Raw genomic sequence first — 20,802 nt, 5'->3', positions numbered from 1 at the left:
TAAAAAAAGTAGAGAATCAATGTTATCAAAATGTTAACAATCAATTTCGTAAGAGCTATAGGAAACAAGTTGATATTTTTTCCTTTATTTTACGTAAATTTGCAGGCTAAATTTAGAGATTGATTATGAAGATATCATACAATTGGTTACGACAATTTTTACAAACAGACTGGGAAGCTGAAAAAACAGGAGAATTATTGACAGACTTAGGTCTTGAAGTAGAAGGTATAGAAACTGTTGAAAGTATTAAAGGAAGTTTAAAAGGAGTTGTTGTAGGAGAAGTAAAAACTTGTGTAAAACACCCAAATGCTGATAAGTTAAAAGTTACAACTGTTGATTTAGGAGATGGTAATCCAGTACAAATTGTTTGTGGAGCACCTAACGTAGATGCAGGACAAAAAGTACCTGTAGCAACTGTTGGTACCATGTTGTATGATGAGAAAGGTGAAGGATTTAAAATTAAAAAAGGAAAAATTAGAGGAGAAGAAAGCCATGGAATGATTTGTGCTGAAGACGAATTAGGTTTAGGTAAAGGTCATGATGGAATTATGGTGTTAGATGAAAGTTTAGCTCCTGGTACTCCTTGTTCAGAAGTTTTTAATATAGAAACTGACTACGTATTTGAAATTGGTTTAACACCAAACCGTGCCGATGCTATGAGTCATTTTGGTGTGGCTCGTGATTTACGTGCTGGTTTAATTCAACAAGGAACTAATATAGAATTGATTTCTCCATCGGTATCAAATTTTCATGTAGACGAGCGTACACATAAAATTGATATTGAAGTTGAAGATAAAGATTTAGTACCTCGTTATTGTGGTATAACTATTACTGATATTGAAGTAAAAGAATCTCCTGAATGGATTCAAAATAAATTAAAAGCGATTGGATTAACTCCTAAAAATAATATTGTAGATATTACAAACTACGTATTACATGAATTAGGACAACCATTACACGCTTTTGATGCTTCAAAAATTAGAGGAGGTAAAGTAGTAGTGAAAACCTTAGAAGAAGGAACAAAATTCACTACGTTAGATGATGTTGAAAGAGAATTATCTTCTGAAGATATCATGATTTGTGATGCTGATAACAAACCGTTATGTATTGGTGGTGTTTTTGGAGGAGCAAATTCTGGAGTTACTGAAAGCACACACACTATTTTCTTAGAAAGTGCATATTTTAATCCTGTGTCTATTCGTAAAACAGCCAAACGTCACGCGTTAAATACCGATGCATCTTTCCGTTTTGAAAGAGGAATCGACATTAATTTAACCAAATATGCTTTAAAGCGTGCAGCGTTGTTGATTGAAGAGTATGCAAATGGAAAAATGTCTTCGGATATTTTAGATTTTTATCCAGTTAGGGTTGAAGATTTTGAAGTATTCTTATCATTCGAAAATGCTTACAAATTAATTGGGCAAGAAATTCCTAAAGAAACCATTAAAAAGATTTTAGCTTCATTAGATATTAAAATTAATAGTGTTACTGAAGCTGGTTTAGGATTGGTGGTTCCATCATATCGTGTTGATGTACAACGTGAAGCAGATATTATTGAGGAGATCTTACGAGTGTACGGTTATAATAATATTGAGTTCTCTCATAAGCTAAACACTTCTATTTCTTTTGATAATGATAAAGAAGTTAAAGTTGAAAATATTGTAGCAGATCAGTTATCATCACTTGGTTTTAACGAAACAATGGCAAACTCATTAACAAAGGCAGATTATATTGACTTGTCTGAGAGTTTGAATCCAGAGTATAATGTAGAGATGTTAAATCCGCTGAGTAACGATTTAAAAGTAATGCGTCAATCATTACTATTTAGTGGGTTAGAATCTGTAGCCTATAACATCAATAGAAAACAAAACTCTTTAAAGTTTTATGAGTTTGGTAAAACATATCATAAATACGAAAATGGGTATCAAGAAGATAAACATTTAACGCTGTTTGTTACAGGAAACAGAACACCAGACAGCTGGAGAGTTGCAACTCAAGCGTCAGATTTCTTTTATTTAAAAGGAATTGTAACAACATTGTTAAGTCGTTTAGGAATTGATAACTTAAAAACTACTCCAACTAAATCAGATGTATTCTCTGAAGGAGTTACATTAAGTTTAGGTAAAATGAAGTTGGTAGAATTAGGTGTTGCAAAGAGAGCTATTTTAAAAGAATTTTCTATTAAGCAAGAAGTATTATTTGCTGACTTAAATTGGCAAAACATTTTAGATTTAGTAGGGAAGAAGAAAATTAAAGTAACTGATTTACCTAAGTTCCCAGCAGTAAAACGCGATTTAGCATTATTATTAGACAATAAAGTTGAGTTTAAAGAAGTTTACAACTTAGCATTTCAATCGGAAAGAAAACTATTGAAAGAAGTAGATTTGTTTGACGTATATGAAGGTGATAAATTACCAGAAGGAAAAAAATCGTATGCGGTGAGTTTTGTATTGCAAGATGAAAACAAAACGTTAGAAGACAAACAAATAGATAAAATAATGCAAAAATTACAGCTAACATTCGAAAAGAATTTAGAAGCTGTATTAAGATAATTCAGAAGCTCCATTTTTGGAGCTTTTTTTATATTTTTAAATAAAAAACATAAGTGTGTCACCTCAAGCGCAGTCGAGAGGTCATAATTAAAACAAACCAAAATAAACTGATGTACAAATTACTTATTCGCCCAATCTTCTTTCTTTTTGATCCAGAAAAGATTCATCACTTTACATTCTCATTGGTAAAGTTCTTGTCAAAAATACCTGGAGTGCCATCTATTTTTAGAGGAATGTATCAAGTTAATGATAAAAAACTGGAGCGTAACTTATTTGGATTGACTTTTAAAAATCCAGTAGGCTTAGCAGCAGGGTTTGATAAAAATGCGGTGTTGTATAATGAGTTAGCAGATTTTGGTTTTGGTTTTGTTGAGATTGGCACTGTAACTCCAAAAGGACAAGTAGGAAATCCTAAAAAACGTTTATTCCGTTTAAAAGATGATAAAGGAATCATCAACCGAATGGGATTTAATAATGAAGGATTGGAAGCAGCGATTGAACAATTAAAAAAGAACAAAGGAAAAATAATTATTGGGGGAAACATTGGTAAAAATACCAATACAGCTCCTGAAAATTATACGGAAGATTATGTTACTTGTTTTAAAGGATTGCATCCGTATGTAGATTATTTTGTACTGAATGTAAGCTGTCCAAATGTATCTAGCCATGCAAAATTAGAAGACGCTGATTATTTGAAGGAATTGATTACAGAAGTTCAGAAATTAAATAATGCTGAAGCGCAGCAAAAACCTATTTTATTAAAAATAGCTCCAGATTTAAACAACCAACAATTGGATGAAATTATTGAGTTAGTTGCAGAAACCAAAATTGATGGAGTAATAGCGTCGAATACCTCAGTAAATAGAGACGGTTTAAAGGCTTCTAAGGAACGTTTGGAAGAAATAGGTAATGGAGGTTTAAGCGGACAACCTATTAAAGAGAGAAGTACGAAAGTGATTCAATATTTAGCAGACAATTCCAACAAAGCATTCCCAATTATTGGAGTAGGAGGTATCCATTCTGAAAAAGACGCTTTAGAAAAGCTAAAAGCAGGTGCAGACTTAGTGCAGGTTTATACAGGATTTATTTACGAAGGACCTAGTTTGGTAAAAAGAATCAATAAAGCTATTTTAGCTGAAAGTTAAAACTCATAAAAAACTTAAATGACAAGAATTGAGTTCATAGATTTTCTTAAGGATTTTAGAAAAGATTTGAAAGACAATAAATCTAATTGGCGAAACAAAACTTTAGAAGATTTTTTTGAAGCGATGGAATCATATACAGAAGATATTCAAGGGTTTTATGATAATATGGAAATGGATATAGATGCTGATAAACCAACTTGGGAAAATTTCAAAACCATTTTGAAAGGAGCTACGATTTATGAATAAAATGTTTAATTCAGCTATTTTTTTCACTCTATGTAATTAAATAAAAATGCTTGAAACCCTCATTTCTTTTGTATTCGCTACGACTACTTTAGCTATTTCACCTGGTCCTGATAATATTTTTGTATTAACACAAAGCATTGTTAATGGGAAAAAATACGGATTAGCTACTGTTGGCGGTTTAATGACAGGATGTATAATTCATACTACTTTGGTGGCTTTTGGTGTTTCTGAAATCATCAAACAGAATCCGAATTTGTTTTTTATTATCAAGTTATTCGGAGCAGGATATTTGTTATACTTAGCATATCAAGTATATAAAAGTGATGCTAAAATTGCTTTTTCAACCGAGAATGTTGAGCGAAAATCAACCTTACAGTTATACAAAACTGGTTTTTGGATGAATGTGTTAAATCCGAAGGTTACGATTTTCTTTTTGGCTTTTTTTCCACAGTTTTTGTTTTCTGACACCTTGTCAAATGTCATACAGTTTTATGTACTAGGAGGTTTGTTTATACTAAGTTCATTTATCATCTTTTCTTCAATCGCAATTTTAGCAGGAAAAATTTCCGATTACATCAAACAGCACAATAAAGTAGGAGTCTATTTAAAATGGGCACAGATTGTGGTTTTTGTTGGTATTGCTCTGTTGATTTTGTTATAGTCAAAAGTTTTTTTATAAAAAAGCAGAATAAATATTAGTTATTATTATTCTTATCTAGTTATTTATGATGTACCTTTAACAGAAGTCAAGTATTTACTAACGAATCACAATGAAACTATATGTAAAATATATGGTGAGTTTAAGGTGCAAACTAATGGTCAAACAAGAGTTGCAAAAGCTTGGACTACATTATACCAATATTGAACTTGGTTTGATTGAAATCCAAGAAAATCTTACTAATGAACAAAAAGAACAATTAAAATCTAACTTAGCAGCCTCAGGTTTAGAGCTATTAGACGATAAAAAAAGTATTCTGATAGATAAAATAAAAAATATCATTATTGAAATGATACACTATTCAGAAGAAGTACCTAAAGTTAATTACTCTGATTTTATTAGTGAAAAATTAGGATATGATTATACATATTTATCCAATTTGTTTTCAGAAGTAAAAGGAATTACAATTCAACACTTTATTATAAAACATAAAATAGAAAAAGCAAAAGAACTTATACTTTATAATGAGTTAAATCTTACAGAAATTTCTTACAGATTACATTACAGTAGTGTTGCTCACCTATCAAATCAGTTTAAAAAAGTTACAGGACATTCTCCTTCTTATTTTAAAAAAACAGGAGAAAAAAGAAGAAAAAACCTTGAAAACCTGTGATTTATGTAAGGTTTGGGTTTAGTTGTGTAATAGATATAGTTTTATTAATTATCATCTTTGTATGAATGCAAATAAGCATTATTTAAAATTATACAATCATGGAAATTAAGAATAAAGGAGAGCAGAATAAGTCAAATGAGTTTTTTAAATTTAGTGGAGATTGGAGTAAACAGTCTAAGGCATTAAAGGTTAAATACCCTAAATTAACGGAAGAAGATGTGAAATTTGAAACAGGAAAAGAAACAGATTTATTTAAAAGATTAGAAACTAAACTCGATAAAAATCGTAGTGAGGTTATAGGTATTTTGAGAGCTAATTATCAAGCTACTATATAAAACTAATTTTTAAAGTAAAAATTAATTACTACAAAGAACCGTTTAAAAGTTAAACGGTTCTTTGTAGTAAACCTGTAATATATGTAACTTAAAATAGGTTTTATATAACAAACTACTTATTGTTTTGTGTAACTTATGTCCTAATTTTTAATCTTTATACTGTGAAAAATAACGAATTTACAAAGCTAATAAGTTATAATATTAAAGACAAGTTACACTATGTTTCAAATACGGTAGTCATTAAACATATAGAATATGAGGAAACAAATGACATTATAGTATTGGCTTTAGATTATGGTAAAGTTTACAAACCAAAACCAACTACTTATTCAACATTTATTCAAGTTATAGAAGGAGAAGCAGAAGTATTGGTTGATAAAGTATTTACTTATTTAAAAAATGGAGACTCTATGATTATACCTGGGAATACAGTTAGTGTAATTAAAGCTCATCAAAGATTTAAAATGCTTTCTATTATTTTAAAAAAATAGTTATAAGATTTAGCATTGTTAAAAATGTTTTATAATCCTTATTTTATTATCAGCACAGTTATTTAATTTCTTCTATAAAAAAGAATAGGATGTAGATTATTCTCTATGTTTAGTACTATTTATACCAGTTCTTTTTGATTAATAACTGCTCAATATGAGCATAATGGTGGTTGCAATGCCATGCATAAATACCAATATTGTTTTTTAATTTCACTTCTTCATTTCCGTCTGGGTGAATAAAAGATTTATGTAAATCTTCTTCACTTAAGCCTTTTAATAAATAAACCCATTTAGCATGTAAAGCCTTTAGAGCATCTAAAGAAAATTGAATAGGAGCTGTTTTAGAATCGAATAACTCTGCCCAACGATCTTCAAAATACACTTTGATAACAGGCTTATCTTCAGTGAGTGTCCATTTAAAACGTATGTAAGAATTATGGTGACTATCGGCACAATGATGTATTACTTGTCTAATAGTCCAACCATTTTCTCTGTAGGGAGTATCTAGTTGTTCTTCAGATAGATCTTTAACAAGACTCTTTAATTTCTCAGGAAAATGCTCTAAGGTATCGATCCACTCTGCAAGTAATTCAGAAGATATTTCAGCAGGAATATTAGGTTTTCCTATAGGATATTTTAATTTGTTCATTATTCTTCATCTTTAGAAGTAAGTTTCTCTAAAGCACGTTTAGAACTTCTATTTTCAGGGTTTATAGCTAATGCTTTTTTATAATATTCAATAGCGTTTGCTGTGTCTTTCATTCTTGCATAAGCATCACCTGTACTATCGTAAGTATTTGAGCTATTCGGATATAATTCGATATTGATCTTAAAAACATTAATAGCATTTTTGTACTCTTTATTTCTAAGATATTGATAGCCTAATTTATTCAAGTTTCTCTCCATAATTACAGGAGTTAAACTATCTTTTTCTTTAATAGCTTTGTAACCTTCTAAAGCAGCTTCAAAATTACCTTCAGCTAAATATTCGCTAGGTAGTTTTTCGCCTTTTTTCAATTTTTCAAAAATATACTTTTCCCCTTCATGTTCACGTTTTTCAGCTAATTCTATATTGTTTTTATCTGAATTAAATATAAGTTTTTCATTTAACTCACGCACATAAAAGGTAGAATCATTAACCTTTAAAGGTTCCAAATCTTGGTCACGCCATTTTAAGAGTAGTTTATGATTATCATTAAAAGTAACTTCTATAATTTCATCAGCATTAAAGTAATAACGTCCTGTTGCTTTCTCTATAAAATCGACTGAATTTTTATTAGAAGTACAGCTGAAAATTAATACAATAAAGGAAAGAAATAAGAGTTTGGTTTTCATTTTATAGTTAGTTTTTGTTTAACAAGTTATTTATATGACGACTAACAACAAAAATAGTTACAATTTAAGTTGGTTATAGTTTTTATTGGCATAAGAATTGAACAATAGAATAGGGGTAAGTATTAAAGTAAGTTTATTTAATTGTTTACCAGTAATTAACAGGGTTTTAATAGAGGTTTTTATTTTTTAGCATAATAAATAATGCCACTATGACAGAATATATAAGATATGAGCAAATCAAAAATAATTCATTTAGACAATTTGTCGCTTCAAGACGTTTTTAATGAAGATTCAGAGTTAATTCCATTATTAACACCAGAAGACGAAGAGTTAATAAATAATGAAAGCATTCCAGAAGAGTTACCAATTCTTCCATTGCGCAATACAGTATTGTTTCCAGGTGTTGTAATTCCTATTACAGCAGGAAGAGACAAATCTATTCAGTTAATCAAAGACGCTAATAAAGGAGATAAAGTTGTTGGGGTTGTAGCACAAAAAGACACCGATGTCGAAGATCCAACTATTGATGATATTTATCAAACTGGTGTAGTAGCACAGATTTTGCGTGTACTAAAAATGCCTGATGGTAACACAACAGTGATTATTCAAGGGAAAAAGCGTTTTGAAATTGAAAAGATAATACAAGAAGAACCTTACCTAAAAGCTAAAGTTCATGAAGCTATTGACGAGCGTGATGTTGACGATCAAAAAGAATTTGATGCAATTATAGATTCAATTAAAGAGCTAGCTTTAGAGGTAATTAAGGAGAACCCAATGCTTCCTTCTGAAGCATCTTTCGCAATTAAAAATATTCAATCTAGCTCATTTTTGGTGAATTTTATTTCTTCAAATATGGAGTTGAGTGTAGCGCAAAAGCAAGTATTATTAGAAAAAGATAATTTAAAAGAGCGAGCGCTTTTAACACTAAAAAATTTAGATAAAGAACTTCAGAAGTTACAATTGCGTAATGATATTCAATCTAAAACACGATCTGATTTAGATAAACAGCAACGTGAGTATTACTTGCATCAGCAATTAAAAACAATTCAAGATGAATTAGGAGGTGTTTCTCATGAGCAAGAGCTAGATGAGATGCGAACAAAGGCTCAGTCGAAAAAATGGAGTAAAGAAGTTGGAGAAACTTTTGAAAAAGAGTTGAGTAGATTGAAGCGTATGAACCCTCAAATGGCAGAATATGGGGTGCAACGTAACTATTTAGAATTAATGTTGGAGTTACCTTGGAACGAGTATTCTAAGGATAAATTTGATTTAAAAAGAGCTCAGAAAATTTTAGATAGAGATCATTTTGGATTAGAAAAAGTAAAGGAACGTATTATTGAACACTTAGCTGTTTTAAAATTACGTGGAGATATGAAGTCACCTATTATCTGTTTATACGGACCTCCAGGTGTTGGTAAAACATCGTTGGGTAAATCGGTAGCAGAAGCATTAGGTCGTAAATATGTACGTATGTCATTAGGTGGTTTACGTGACGAAGCAGAAATACGAGGACACAGAAAGACGTATATAGGAGCAATGCCAGGGCGCTTAATTCAGAATATAAAAAAGGCGGGTACATCAAATCCAGTTTTTGTATTAGATGAAATTGATAAGTTAGGGCAAAGTCATCAAGGAGACCCTTCTTCAGCAATGTTAGAAGTACTAGATCCTGAACAAAATACACACTTTTATGATAATTATTTAGAAGTAGGTTACGATCTTTCTAAAGTGTTATTTATAGCTACAGCAAACAATATTGGTGAAATTCCATGGGCATTACGAGATCGTATGGAAATTATCAATGTAACGGGATATACTATTGAAGAAAAAGTTGAAATAGCAAAGAAGTACTTATTCCCTAAGCAGTTAAAAGAACACGGATTGTCAAAAGAACATTTAACTGTTGGTAAAAAGCAAATAGAAAGAATAGTTGAAGGATACACTCGAGAATCAGGAGTTCGTGGTTTAGAAAAACAAGTAGCGAAAGTGGTTCGTTTCGCTGCAAAGTCTATCGCGATGGAAGAGGAGTATAATGTTGTTTTGACTGATGAGGATATTGAAACTATTTTAGGTCCTGCTCGTTTAGAACGTGATAAATATGAAAATAATGATGTTGCAGGGGTAGTTACAGGTTTAGCTTGGACTAGCGTAGGGGGAGATATATTATTTATCGAATCTATTTTATCTAAAGGAAAGGGAAATCTTTCTATTACAGGTAATTTAGGTACGGTAATGAAAGAGTCTTCAACTATTGCAATAAAATATATTAAGTCGAATGCAGAAGAGTTTGGAATTAACCCTGAAGTGTTAGATAAATATGACGTACATATTCACGTTCCGGAAGGAGCTACTCCTAAAGATGGACCAAGTGCTGGTATTACAATGTTAACGTCATTAGTATCGGTATTTACACAGCGTAGAGTGAAAAATAAACTAGCAATGACTGGTGAAATTACACTACGAGGAAAAGTATTACCTGTTGGAGGGATAAAAGAAAAAATATTAGCAGCAAAACGAGCAAATATTAAAGAGATAATTCTTTGTGCCGATAATAGAAAGGATATTGAAGAAATTAAAGAAAGTTACTTAAAAGGATTGACTTTTCATTATGTAACAGACATGAGTGAGGTAATCGATATAGCACTTACCAAGCAAAAAGTTAAAAATGCTAAGAAACTAGTTTAGTTTATAAAAAAGCCACTTATTTTTTAATAAGTGGCTTTATATTTTAACAAGTTACTTCTATTATCTAGTAGCTATTTCATCACCAGGAAGAGCAAATGGTTGACACCAACATGATACCATAGGAGGTATGCCTATACACACATATCTTGTATGGTCAGGACATTGTATTAAACCTCCATTAATTTCTCTTTGTTCTGTTTTGTTTAAAACATTTCCTAAATTTGAAATTGATTTTAACATAGTTTATTGTTTTTAAATAGTTATTATTACATTTCAGCAACTTTACCTTTACAAACGCAGTAACCTAAAGAAGGATCATAAACACGTTCTTGTCCTCTAAGACATGCAGTAGGGTTTGGTCCCCAATTATCAGAATTATTACACCATTTAGGATCTCCAGGACCTCCTCCGTTAATACTTTTCTGTTCCACTTTGTTTAAAACATTTCCTAAATTTGATATTGATTTTAACATGATTCTTTGATGTTAGTTGTTAATAATTTTAGTGATCAAAGTCCTTAGGAAGTTCTTCAACATATTCTGCTTCACACCAGCATCCCAACCAGTTGCATTTTAGTACTTGACCTCTAGGACAAGTAATTTGACCTCCATTAATAGTCCTTTGTTCTGATTTATTCAAAACGTTTCCTAAGTTTGAAATTGATTTTAACATGGTTAATTAATTTTTAATTTTCCTTACTCTTTTACATGCTTTTCAGGTTCCGCATTTTTTGAATTATTCCACACAAATATTGAGCATTTGATAGCAGAAAAGAAGAAGAGGAAGTCATTATTTAAGAAAAAGGGTGGGATTATTTAAAAAAAATACCACTACAATTCAGTAGTTAACTTATTGTTTTTTAGTTTTTTACATGTTTTTAAAAGAGTTAAGGAGTATATGTGAGTAAACAAGAGTTAAAAAAGATAATTTTACCTAACTAAAAATTTAAACTTATGAAATATCTATCTATTGAGTCATTAAAGAAGTATAAATTAACCCGAGAAGAAAAATCTAAAATATTAGCAAAAGGAACAAGGTTAGATGGTGGTCCTGATACAGATGGAGAAGAAAATTGCTTACCAATAATCATAGACCCGATAACTATGTTACCTTATAAAAACCCATTATGTTTGTAGTAAACTTAGTGGGATTTTAATGAAGTTTTATAATTCCTTATTAATTTTTTCTATAAATTGATAAGGAGTTATTCCTGTATATTTCTTGAAAATGCGAGTAAAAGATTTGGCATTTTTATACCCAGCAATTTCCGCTATGGCTTGAGTTGTATATGATCTAATCTTTTTATCGTCAGTCAACAGTTTAGCAATGTAATTAATCCGTAATTCATTTGTATAGTCATTAAAACTCATTTTTTTATACTTTTTAATGACATTAGAGAGGTATGTTGTATTGGTGCCTATTTTCTTAGCAGCATTGTATAGGTTAAAATCTTCTTTTAAATAATAATGATTCTTCTCTATTTTAAATAAACCATCAATAATTTGTTGGTGTTGTTCATCATTTATTTTTAGTTTATTAGGTGTATTTAAATTGTTTTCTGAATTTGAGTGTTTTGCTAATAATTCGTTTAGTTTATTTTTTGCTTTATTCTTTTCTCTTTTATTTTTTATAATAAAAATACCTGCAATAATTAATATTAGAATTAGGATCGAAATTAAAAAACTGTATAGGTACTTCTGTTTATTCAATTTATGAATTTTCTTTTCAAAGTCAGTTTCTTTATCAATTTTATAAGCTTCTTTAAACTGTTGTCTTTCTTTAGTAGACATTTTTCTATAAGCTTTTAAAAAGCTTTTTAAAAAGTAATTTGCCGAGTCAATTATTTTCTGTTGAGAATAAATTTCCGATAAATAATTTTGAATATTGATATAATTATAATCTAGCAGGGTATCCTTTTTGAAGCTAAGGGCACGAAGAAAATGTTTTTTAGCTTTATTATAATTATTAGACATAAAATGATTATACCCCGAATTATAATTAGCCTTATAGAGGTATGATTGAGAATTTACTTTTTTAAAAAGAGCTAAACTTTTATCGAGATACATATTAGCTTCATTATATTCTTTTTTTAAGGTATAGGCTGTTCCTAAACTATAATAAACTCTGGCAGTATAATAGTTTTCATTGTTTAAGTCTTTGTTTTTTAGTAGCTTGGTGTAATGAGTTAATGCAGAGTCTATAAATTTATTATTTAAAGTGTCTTTCTTATATAAAGTCGTATAAATAGCTCCAAGGTTTAATTCTGTTTTATATTTTTGAGTGAGATATTTTTCTCCAAGAACCTCTTTTTTTTCTTCTAAAAGAGCTAATGTTTCCTTACTTTTTAAGAGAGCCTTTTCAAGCTCGTCCATATCTTGATATATTAATGCTATATTTCCTTTAATCTTAATCATTCGCTCTATATCATCAGACTGTAGTGCGTAATTTTCCGCTTTTAAGTAATAGTTTAAAGCAGGTGTAATTAAGTTTCTTCTTTTGTTTGTATTTCCTAGCAGAATATATATATCAAAAAGTATAGAATAATTTTGCTTTGTTTCAGGAATTTTAAGCAAGAAACTCTCAACAGTGTTTTTATAAAAACTAACATCAACAGGTTGTTTCTCTCTTGTTTTAAGGTACTCAATTGCAGCGTAAGCAAATGTCTTATAGGGAATGTTATCGCTTAGAGATAGTTTATCCATATAATATAAAGAACTATCTACGCCTATTTTTCTATTTAAATAAAACTTTTTTTTAAACCTTTCTAGTTCATTCTCTTCATATTTATTTTTTGTTTGAGAATGACATAAAGTGTAAGCAAAAACCATTAGAAAGATAAACGAAAATTGTTTCAACATGATTTTTTAGAGGAATTAAAAAATTAATTAGAACTGCAAAGTATAAAAAAAATATTTAGATGCTTTAATTATATACAAGATGAAGATATTATTAAAAAAGAAAATATCTTATTACATTTATTTTTTATTAAAATTTAAGATTAATGAATATTCTTAACCCCAAAATTGCTCTTATAGGATTGCTTTTAGTTATAGTTTTTAGCTGTAGTGAAAATAACAAAAATGATGATTTAGAAATTGACATATCTACAAGTACAGTTATAAATGAAATGAACTTTAATGATGGTACCGTACCTAATAACTGGAGAATAGGAGCTCAAAAAGGAGCCTCATATTCTTTTGAAGAAAGTGATATTTCAGAAGTTGGTAGTTTTACAAATTTAGCATTAAAAGTAAATTACCCTATTCCAATAGGTGAGTCTTATTTTTGGCTTAATTATACTTTACCTTCTTCACAAAATATAACTGATATAGCAATAGATTTTTGGGCAAAAATGCCTTCAGAAAGTAAGTTCGGTATGAAATTCGTGAAAGTTTTTGGTTCGAAATCTGTTGATGGAGGATATGCTAACACTACATTTGGTTTAGATTACACAGGTATTGATAACGGTGCGCTCTATTCAGTTAGTTTTGGAGATGGTACTGAAAAACAAAATGACACACAAAATATAATTCGGTTAGATGGTAAAGAGCCAAATTTAATTGGACGTTCTTTTAATACAGCATTGGTAGAAACACCTCAAAATGAATATTGGGCTTCAGATTATTGGGGTACCGATTGGCATCACTTTAAATTTCGACTGAAGTTTAATTCAGGAACGACAAAAGAAAATGAAGTAGCAGACGGAGAGTATTATATTGAAATTGATGGAAAAGTATATGTAAATGCAAAAGGGGTATTTAATAGACATTATTCTAATCTGCCTATAAAAGAAATTAGTTTTGGAGGTTGGTCACAAAAAGGTACTAATCCTTTCGAAATTTGGCTAGATAATATTAAAATAAGCACAGGAGGATTCACTGAATAATTCCTGTCTTTCAAAGTAATAAAAGCTCTTTTTTTTAATATTCTTTTTATAGTTGTAATTTTTTTGAGAAAGAATATAACTATAAAATACTTTTTACAATTAAACAGCGTTGTTGTTTTAGTTATAATTAAAAACAATATCAAACTAAACCCTTAAATTTTATGAAGAAATTCCTTTTTATAACAGCGCTTATGTTTTCTGCTGTATCGTATTCACAAATTGAATTTATTGAAACTACAAGAACAGAAATTACAGGTAAAATTGAATATGTTTATTTAGAAAAAATAGGTGATCAAGCCTATAATTTTTATTATAAAAACATAAATGACCCAATACATGAATATGTTCACTTTTCATTTAAAAACCTTGATAATGATATTGAAAAACTATATCAAATAATTGCTAAAGGATTTGAAGAAAGCCCTAGAGATCCGTTTAAAATAAAAGCAAACGGAGAAGTAGTTTGGCTTAAATACACAAAAGAAGAAGGAGTTACTTTATTACAAATTCAACAATACGTAAGTAGAGATCCAGATGTAATGACGGTTTCTAAATTACTTACATTTAATGATGTAAATAAGTTATTCAATAAATAATTACAATAAGTTAAGAAAACAAAAAAGCAGCTTTTAAGCTGCTTTTTTATATTTAAGATAAATTCTATTTAGTTTTTAGCTTTGCTTTTAAAAGCATCAAACTTATTAGTGGTTTGTTTTGGCCAACTGTTGTTAGAAGTATCAATATCTGCAGTTTCTAAATCAGGGTCAACTACAATACTCTTAATTTCTTTTGATGATGTAAATACTCTATAAACTTTGTTGTCATTTTTTTTCCATATCTGAGCAGGAAAAGTTTCACGTTTCTTTGTTCCATCAGCATAAGTAAGCTCTACAATAATAGGTAAAACCAATCCTCCTGGTTTTTCAAACTCTACTTGATACATATACTTAGGAATTTCATTCAAACTAGCTTTTTCTTCAGCTGATAATCCATTGATGTATGATTTTACATCACTATCATTAGCTTCTTCTTTATTTGTAGTTAAGTAAACTAATTTCCCTAAGCGAGCAAAATAAGCAGGGTATTGTTCTTGTAACTCCTTTGTTTTTTCATCTGGTTTGTTTGTTAAGTATAAAGGTTTTACTTCTTTAATACCTATATCATTATAATCGGTAGTATAAAACCATCCTCTCCAAAACCAATCTAAATCCATTCCAGATGCATCTTCCATAGTTCTGAAAAAATCAGCAGGGGTAGGGTGTTTAAACATCCATCTTTTAGAATAGGTTCTGAAAGCATAATCGAATAATTCAGGCCCCATAATTGTATGACGTAACATGTATAAACCAGCAGCAGGTTTTGTATAAGCATTTGGACCAAAATTGTGTACGTAATCACCTTGTGACATAATAGGACTAAGTCTATTTTGATCTAAACTCATATAACGAACGATGTCTTTTGGTAAATTACCAGTATTAAAGTTCGGATCATAATCCAATTCAGCTAAAGTTTCAACAAAAGAGTTTAAACCTTCGTCCATCCATGTCCATTGACGTTCATCAGAATTTACAATCATAGGGAAGAAGTTATGACCAACTTCATGTGTAATTACCCCAATCATTCCGTTTTTAACTCTATCAGAGTACGATCCATCAGGGTTTGGACGTCCATAATTGAAACAAATCATTGGGTACTCCATACCTTGATCTTTTGCATGTACTGAAATAGCTTTTGAATATGGATAATCAAATGTTAATTTTGAGTATTCTTCTAAGGTATTTGCTACAACTCTGGTAGAATGCTCTTCCCATAAAGGATTTCCTTCTTTCGGATATAAAGATACTGCCATAACTGTTTTACCATTAATATTCACAGCCATAGCATCCCAGATATATTTTCTTGAAGAAGCAAAAGCAAAATCACGTACTTGGTTAGCTTTAAAATGCCAAGTTTTAGTCTTAGTCGTTCCTGCTTTTTCGTTTTCTTCAGCTTCTTTTTGAGTAACAATAAAAACAGGGTTTTTGTATGATTCTCTAGCTTTTTCCCAACGGTTGCGTTGTTCTTTACTAAGTACTTGTTTTTCGTTTTGTAATTCACCTGTAGCATCTAAAATATGATCAGCAGGAACAGTAATTTTTACATCGTAGTCACCAAACTCAAGAGCCCATTCACTGCGTCCCCAAAATTGCATATTTTGCCAACCTTCTACATTGTTATATACACATAACCTTGGAAAGAATTGAGCAATTGTATAGTTTTTATTTCCATCAGGGAATAATTCAAAACCAGAACGACCACCATCTTTAACGGAGTTGTTAATCAAATAATTCCATTTAATATTGAATTTAAAAACTTCACCAGGAGCTAACGGCTTTGGTAAGTTAATTCGCATCATGGTACGGTTAATAGTATGTGATAAATCTCTACCATCAGCGTACTTTACAGATTCAATTTTAAAACCAAAATCCTTAGGTTTTCCTATATTATCTGATACAAATTTTTCAGGTGTTTGAAAACCGTTTGTGCCTTTAGACTCCGCTAAAGGAGTTTTAGAGTCAGGAGCACGCATGTTTTGATCTAATTGCAACCATAAATATTCTAAATTGTCTTTAGAATTATTGTGGTATGTAATATTTTCTTCTCCATAAATCTTATTAGTAGCCTCATCCAATTGAATGTTCATTACATAATCAACTTTTTGTTGTGTGTATGCATGACCAGGAGCTCCTGAAGCTGTACGTTGATCGTTAGGAGTAGCTAAAAAGTCTTTTAATTGACGGAATTTGTTTTGATCGATATGACCTTTTTGTGGCTCTTTTTTTGGTGCTTCTTGTGCAAATAATGATGCTGAAACAAAAAGGGCTGAAAATAATAGTGTAGAGTATTTTCTCATCTTTTGTTTGTTAATTTTGAAAAATATGCGGAAAGTTAATGAAATCTTGTTGGTAAAAAAGAGAGTGTGTTAAAAATTTAACAAACCTTTATCATTTTTTTTAGATAAGAACAAACTTTTGCGTTTATTTTTTACTGTAGCTTTGATAAGGTTTTGTTGATCAGGAAAATATTTAACTAGAATGTCGTTTTCAACTTGAATAGATGTCGGTATCGATATGTTTTCTATCTCTAAATAAAAGTAAACAATATTTCCATCGTATTCTTTACCAATGAATTTGTAATCAACATAGTCGTTGTTAACTGTTAGTTTAAAGTGTTCTTTTAAATACTTTAAAAAATAGACATTAGTATTTTTATGTTCATTCTTTGTGTCTAACTGTAAATCTATATTATAATCACTATTAAGAGCTACTTCAATATCATCCATAAATACATTCATAATTATCTGAATGCTTCGAGTATCTTCTCTATATTCAATTTCAGTTAAAGCAACATAGTATTTATGTGTTGTAAATGATAATAAAGTGAAGGTTATAAGAAAAATAATAACTTTTTTCATGAATAGAATTAGTTCAAAAACTGAGCCAATTTACTGTTTTTTTATAAGTTTAAGATAACCGTAATGTTCTTTTCTTAAGATTTTAATCACTTTTAACACTTCATTTTCTTGGTAGAGCTTTTCAATCCCTAATGGGTTACAATATTCAAGAAAACTATAGTATTTTTCTACAGGGATTTTTAACTCTACAAAAAAGAAGTCTTCTCCTAGTTCGTTTAACAATTTTGCAGGTAAATTTTCTTTAAATGCCAGTTCTTTACGAAGTTTCCATAGATTTTCTGATTCTTTAAAAGGTAAAGCATTTTTTGTGCCCATACCTTCAAAACTTGTGGTTGGGTCAACTTTAACAAGGTTTGGTTTTACATGTTTACTTATATGATCATCTGAAGTATAATTATCATAATTTACATTGGAAAAATCAGTAGCATTAGTAACTATATCTTGCATTTTATCGCGTTTTACCTTTTTTAAGTCTTTAGTAAGGTCTCCTGAAAGCTCATTATTTCGTATTGAAATTTCCTCTAATTCATAGTCTTGTCTTTCTAAGGTGGTTCTTTTTCTATAGGTGTTAAAATCTTCTTTGGTTAGTGTTTCATAAATAGTTTTATATCCAATTGATGTGAACCTGATAGAGTCGTTGGGTTTTGCAAAAATTCTATATTCTCCATCTTCATTAGAAAATGTAGCTTGATTAGTAGAAAAATTAACAATATGCACATTTTCTAACACGCCGTTTTCATCATAAACAATTCCAAATAACGTTCTTCGTTCTTCCTGAGAGAATGCGATGTGTGATAAAAAAACAAAAACAAGCAAAACTTTTTTCATGATAAAACTATTTTAGACCTTTCTTCTAAAGATACAAATATTTTAGAGAAAAGGTAGTGCTAAATAGTTGATTATTTAAGTTTTGAGTAGTTTTTAGAATTTAGCTTTTTAAACTCTTCTGATTTACTTTTTAAGAAAGAGATCATCGATACTTCGTTATTTAAAAATGAATATTGGAAATCGTTAGCTTCTTCAGAAAAATAGATAAACCTAGAAATATCTTGTTGTAAAATTCTAAGCTCATGTTTAATATATATATAATAATTGTTATGTATAAATTGTATTCTTTTCTCTTTATCTTCTATTGCTTTTAGTTTTTTTAGTTTTTTAATTCTACCAGATATCCAATTAAGTAAAGGATCTATAGGAATACCAGCAGAACTAGACATGGCGGTATGTAGTCTTCTTTCAGCAGGAGTTAAAATTCTGGAACCAGCAAATGGTAGCTTTAGTGTCTCTGCATTAATTTCTTTTTTAGATTGGATATGTTTAGTATCGGTAGATATATAACCTAAAAGATTATGTTTTTTTATTTCTACTTCATTTAACTCAATAGGAACTTTTGTAAGTTGAATTGTATTTTTATGTAATCCGAAGTGGTTGATTTTAACTGCAAACTTTTTAGTTTCATACCCAACAAATGACAGTTGTAATGTATCATTTGGTTTTGCTAAAATTCGAAATTCACCTGTATTGTTACTAAATGTTCCTTGTTTGGTATTTAAATTAATAATATGTGCGTTTGATACAGCACCCACTTCATCATATATTGAGGCATAAAAAAAAGATCTATGCTCTTGAGATACAGTGTTTAGGGAGAAAACTAAACAGACAGAAAGTATCAATAGCTTTTTCATTCTTTTTCTTTAATTATTTTTAGATAGTTATAACTCTCTTGCTGTAAGATATTAATTACTTTGAGAATATTTCCATTTTTATATAACTTTTCTATTTCTAAGGAATTACAATATTCTAAAAAATGAAGATACTTTTCTTTTGGTATTTTTAATTCAACAAAAAAGAAGTGTGAACCGAATTCTGAGAGTAATTTTTCAGGAAAGTTTTCTTTGAAGTTAATTTCTTTTCGTGTTCTTTTAAGCTCTTGAGAGTATTTATCCGGACCTGAGCTAACACCACCTCCAACACCAGCAAATTTAGCCGTAGGATCGGTCTCTTTTCTCATATTGGGAGCTTTGCCTCGGGCTACTATATCAATATCTGATACTACAGATTCTTTAAAGTTTATTTTAGAAAAATCTAAGGCGCTTTTAGTTTTTTCTTTTGCTATATCTTTAGGAGTTTGTTTTAAATCTGCATAAAGAGAGCCTGTTAAATTGTGTTTTTTAATTTGAACTTCATCAAGTTCAATTACCTCTTTTTTGAGTTCTATTTTATTCTCTACTATACCAAAGTGATTAATTTTAATCTTAAAATTGTTGGTTTCATAGCCTACAAAAGATAAACGTAATGTGTCGTTTGGTTTTGCCAAGATTCGAAATTCACCATTATCATTAGTAAATGTTCCTTGTTTAGTGTTAAGATTTATAACATGTACATTAGGCATCGAGCCTAATTCGTCATTTACAGTAGCGTATAAAAACTTTCGGTTTTCTTGAGCTGATATTTTTAAAGTAATTATAAAAAGTAAAGTGAAGGGTAGTTGTTTTATCATACAGTTATTTTTGAGTAAGCCTTATATGTTCATTTTCTAGTAGGTATGGAGAGTTTTTACTATTTTCAATCAATACTGAGGTGAGCTCTAAAACTTTTTCCTTTTTATATAGGTAAACAATACCTTTTGAAATGCAACTTTCTAGAAACGAATTAATATGTTCCTTTTTAATTTTTAGTTGTTGAACGAAAAAGCCATCAGTAAAATGTTTTCTGATTTTTTCAATATTTTGATCTTCAACTTTTATCTTTTTTAGTAATTTTTTTTGCTTGTTTTTTCCGTTAAGTGCATTGATAAGTCCTATAATACCTATTGCTATTCCCGATTCAATTCTTACAGTTTTTTCTTCTTTAGGTTTGCTATTAGCATAAGGAAGATTTAATGTTTTGGCGTTGACAACTGGAGCATTGTTAGGCATTATGTCTTTATCTATTTCAAAAATTCCTTTTTTTCTTTCTAAAACCACCTCATCAAGCATATGAGTTTTACTATCAACATAAATGACAATGTTTTTTGATTGAATATTCTCTTGAGCAATAGTAAACTCTTTATACTCTAGGTTTAGATGAGAAATTAAGAGAACATCATTTTTTGTAGCTAAAATTTCAAACCTCCCATTTTCATTAGATATTGTACCTACTGCTAATTTCTTATTGATAATATGTACATCTTGTGTTGGAATGCTATCTATAAAAACAGTACCGATAATAATTTTAGGAGTGTTTTGAGCAAATAGTAAACACGAGTAGAAAGTAAAAAAAGCAATTAAAAAGTTTCTCATAGCACAAATAAACCACTAAGTCGTCTTAAAAATGTTTTAACGACATGGTAAATTTTTGTTA

The 20,802-nt window shown here is 29.6% G+C and carries 23 protein-coding genes; 11 read left to right on the top strand and 12 right to left on the bottom strand.

Features of this window, described 5'->3' with window-relative positions; genetic code table 11:
- Positions 1–125 precede the first annotated feature (125 nt).
- The 7 genes from pheT (at position 126) to DFQ07_RS10690 (ending at position 6,100) form a co-directional block, all read left to right on the top strand.
- Entirely contained in the window at positions 126–2,552 is a 2,427-nt protein-coding gene (gene pheT, locus DFQ07_RS10720; protein ID WP_133536667.1) for a phenylalanine--tRNA ligase subunit beta, read from the top strand.
- Positions 2,553–2,662: 110 nt separating this feature from the next.
- The gene (locus tag DFQ07_RS10715) at positions 2,663–3,697 is read left to right on the top strand and encodes a quinone-dependent dihydroorotate dehydrogenase (RefSeq protein ID WP_133536665.1); all 1,035 of its coding nucleotides are present in this window, start codon (positions 2,663–2,665) and stop codon (positions 3,695–3,697) included.
- An 18-nt stretch (positions 3,698–3,715) separates the two neighbouring features.
- Positions 3,716–3,943: a DUF7660 family protein gene (locus DFQ07_RS10710; protein ID WP_133536663.1), complete on the top strand. Its 228-nt coding sequence runs from the start codon at positions 3,716–3,718 to the stop codon at positions 3,941–3,943.
- Between the two features lie 46 nt (positions 3,944–3,989).
- The gene (locus DFQ07_RS10705; RefSeq protein WP_133536661.1) at positions 3,990–4,604 is read left to right on the top strand and encodes a LysE family translocator; all 615 of its coding nucleotides are present in this window, start codon (positions 3,990–3,992) and stop codon (positions 4,602–4,604) included.
- Between the two features lie 109 nt (positions 4,605–4,713).
- On the top strand, positions 4,714–5,274 hold the full coding sequence (locus DFQ07_RS10700) for a helix-turn-helix domain-containing protein (protein ID WP_133536659.1): 561 nt from the start codon (positions 4,714–4,716) through the stop codon (positions 5,272–5,274).
- A gap of 98 nt (positions 5,275–5,372) precedes the next feature.
- The gene (locus DFQ07_RS10695; RefSeq protein ID WP_133536657.1) at positions 5,373–5,609 is read left to right on the top strand and encodes a hypothetical protein; all 237 of its coding nucleotides are present in this window, start codon (positions 5,373–5,375) and stop codon (positions 5,607–5,609) included.
- Between the two features lie 161 nt (positions 5,610–5,770).
- Complete coding sequence (locus DFQ07_RS10690; RefSeq protein WP_133536655.1) at positions 5,771–6,100, top strand: cupin domain-containing protein; 330 nt, start codon at positions 5,771–5,773, stop codon at positions 6,098–6,100.
- A gap of 115 nt (positions 6,101–6,215) precedes the next feature.
- Here DFQ07_RS10690 and DFQ07_RS10685 read toward each other — a convergent pair whose 3' ends face one another.
- Both DFQ07_RS10685 and DFQ07_RS10680 read right to left on the bottom strand, forming a co-directional pair.
- Complete coding sequence (locus DFQ07_RS10685; RefSeq protein WP_133536653.1) at positions 6,216–6,749, bottom strand: YfiT family bacillithiol transferase; 534 nt, start codon at positions 6,747–6,749, stop codon at positions 6,216–6,218.
- A complete protein-coding gene (locus DFQ07_RS10680) occupies positions 6,749–7,435 on the bottom strand; it encodes a tetratricopeptide repeat protein (RefSeq protein ID WP_133536651.1) in 687 nt (228 codons plus the stop codon). Before DFQ07_RS10680 ends, DFQ07_RS10685 begins: the two co-directional genes overlap by 1 nt.
- 228 nt (positions 7,436–7,663) lie before the next feature.
- Between DFQ07_RS10680 and lon the strand changes: the two genes are divergently transcribed.
- Positions 7,664–10,120 carry an endopeptidase La gene (gene lon, locus DFQ07_RS10675; protein WP_133536649.1) on the top strand — a complete coding sequence of 819 codons (2,457 nt, stop codon included), beginning with the start codon at positions 7,664–7,666 and terminating at the stop codon, positions 10,118–10,120.
- 60 nt (positions 10,121–10,180) lie between these two features.
- On the opposite strand, the gene DFQ07_RS10670 is transcribed toward lon, so the two are convergent.
- The 3 genes from DFQ07_RS10670 to DFQ07_RS15605 are packed head-to-tail and all read right to left on the bottom strand — an operon-like array spanning position 10,181 to position 10,792.
- Positions 10,181–10,360, bottom strand: coding sequence for a hypothetical protein (locus tag DFQ07_RS10670; RefSeq protein ID WP_133536647.1), 180 nt, complete (start codon positions 10,358–10,360; stop codon positions 10,181–10,183).
- Between the two features lie 26 nt (positions 10,361–10,386).
- On the bottom strand, positions 10,387–10,593 hold the full coding sequence (locus tag DFQ07_RS10665) for a hypothetical protein (RefSeq protein ID WP_133536646.1): 207 nt from the start codon (positions 10,591–10,593) through the stop codon (positions 10,387–10,389).
- Between the two features lie 28 nt (positions 10,594–10,621).
- Entirely contained in the window at positions 10,622–10,792 is a 171-nt protein-coding gene (locus DFQ07_RS15605) for a hypothetical protein (RefSeq protein WP_166627769.1), read from the bottom strand.
- Positions 10,793–11,073: 281 nt separating this feature from the next.
- On the opposite strand from DFQ07_RS15605, the gene DFQ07_RS10660 reads away from it, so the two are divergent.
- Entirely contained in the window at positions 11,074–11,256 is a 183-nt protein-coding gene (locus DFQ07_RS10660; protein WP_133536644.1) for a hypothetical protein, read from the top strand.
- A 27-nt stretch (positions 11,257–11,283) separates the two neighbouring features.
- Here the strand turns inward: DFQ07_RS10660 and DFQ07_RS10655 are convergent, their stop codons facing one another.
- Positions 11,284–12,978: an AraC family transcriptional regulator gene (locus tag DFQ07_RS10655; RefSeq protein ID WP_133536642.1), complete on the bottom strand. Its 1,695-nt coding sequence runs from the start codon at positions 12,976–12,978 to the stop codon at positions 11,284–11,286.
- A gap of 143 nt (positions 12,979–13,121) precedes the next feature.
- Between DFQ07_RS10655 and DFQ07_RS10650 the strand changes: the two genes are divergently transcribed.
- The gene (locus tag DFQ07_RS10650) at positions 13,122–14,006 is read left to right on the top strand and encodes a hypothetical protein (protein WP_133536640.1); all 885 of its coding nucleotides are present in this window, start codon (positions 13,122–13,124) and stop codon (positions 14,004–14,006) included.
- A 161-nt stretch (positions 14,007–14,167) separates the two neighbouring features.
- Entirely contained in the window at positions 14,168–14,602 is a 435-nt protein-coding gene (locus DFQ07_RS10645) for a hypothetical protein (protein ID WP_133536638.1), read from the top strand.
- Positions 14,603–14,670: 68 nt separating this feature from the next.
- Here the strand turns inward: DFQ07_RS10645 and DFQ07_RS10640 are convergent, their stop codons facing one another.
- From DFQ07_RS10640 to DFQ07_RS10615, 6 genes are all read right to left on the bottom strand, one after another.
- Entirely contained in the window at positions 14,671–16,899 is a 2,229-nt protein-coding gene (locus DFQ07_RS10640) for a M1 family metallopeptidase (protein ID WP_133536636.1), read from the bottom strand.
- 69 nt (positions 16,900–16,968) lie between these two features.
- Complete coding sequence (locus DFQ07_RS10635; protein ID WP_133536634.1) at positions 16,969–17,460, bottom strand: DUF6702 family protein; 492 nt, start codon at positions 17,458–17,460, stop codon at positions 16,969–16,971.
- A gap of 30 nt (positions 17,461–17,490) precedes the next feature.
- Positions 17,491–18,288, bottom strand: coding sequence for a carboxypeptidase-like regulatory domain-containing protein (locus tag DFQ07_RS10630; protein WP_133536632.1), 798 nt, complete (start codon positions 18,286–18,288; stop codon positions 17,491–17,493).
- Positions 18,289–18,359: 71 nt separating this feature from the next.
- Positions 18,360–19,145 (bottom strand): carboxypeptidase-like regulatory domain-containing protein, encoded by a 786-nt coding sequence (locus DFQ07_RS10625; protein WP_133536630.1) that lies wholly within the window; start codon positions 19,143–19,145, stop codon positions 18,360–18,362.
- Positions 19,142–19,960 (bottom strand): carboxypeptidase-like regulatory domain-containing protein, encoded by an 819-nt coding sequence (locus DFQ07_RS10620; protein WP_133536628.1) that lies wholly within the window; start codon positions 19,958–19,960, stop codon positions 19,142–19,144. The genes DFQ07_RS10625 and DFQ07_RS10620 overlap by 4 nt, the downstream gene beginning before the upstream one ends.
- Positions 19,961–19,964: 4 nt before the next feature.
- Entirely contained in the window at positions 19,965–20,741 is a 777-nt protein-coding gene (locus tag DFQ07_RS10615; RefSeq protein ID WP_133536626.1) for a carboxypeptidase-like regulatory domain-containing protein, read from the bottom strand.
- Positions 20,742–20,802 lie beyond the last annotated feature (61 nt).

Source organism: Tenacibaculum caenipelagi (genome assembly GCF_004363005.1).
Classification (GTDB): Bacteria; Bacteroidota; Bacteroidia; order Flavobacteriales; family Flavobacteriaceae; genus Polaribacter; species Polaribacter caenipelagi.
Note: the sequence above shows the minus strand (reverse complement) of the source record. Positions and strands in the feature narration are given on the sequence as shown.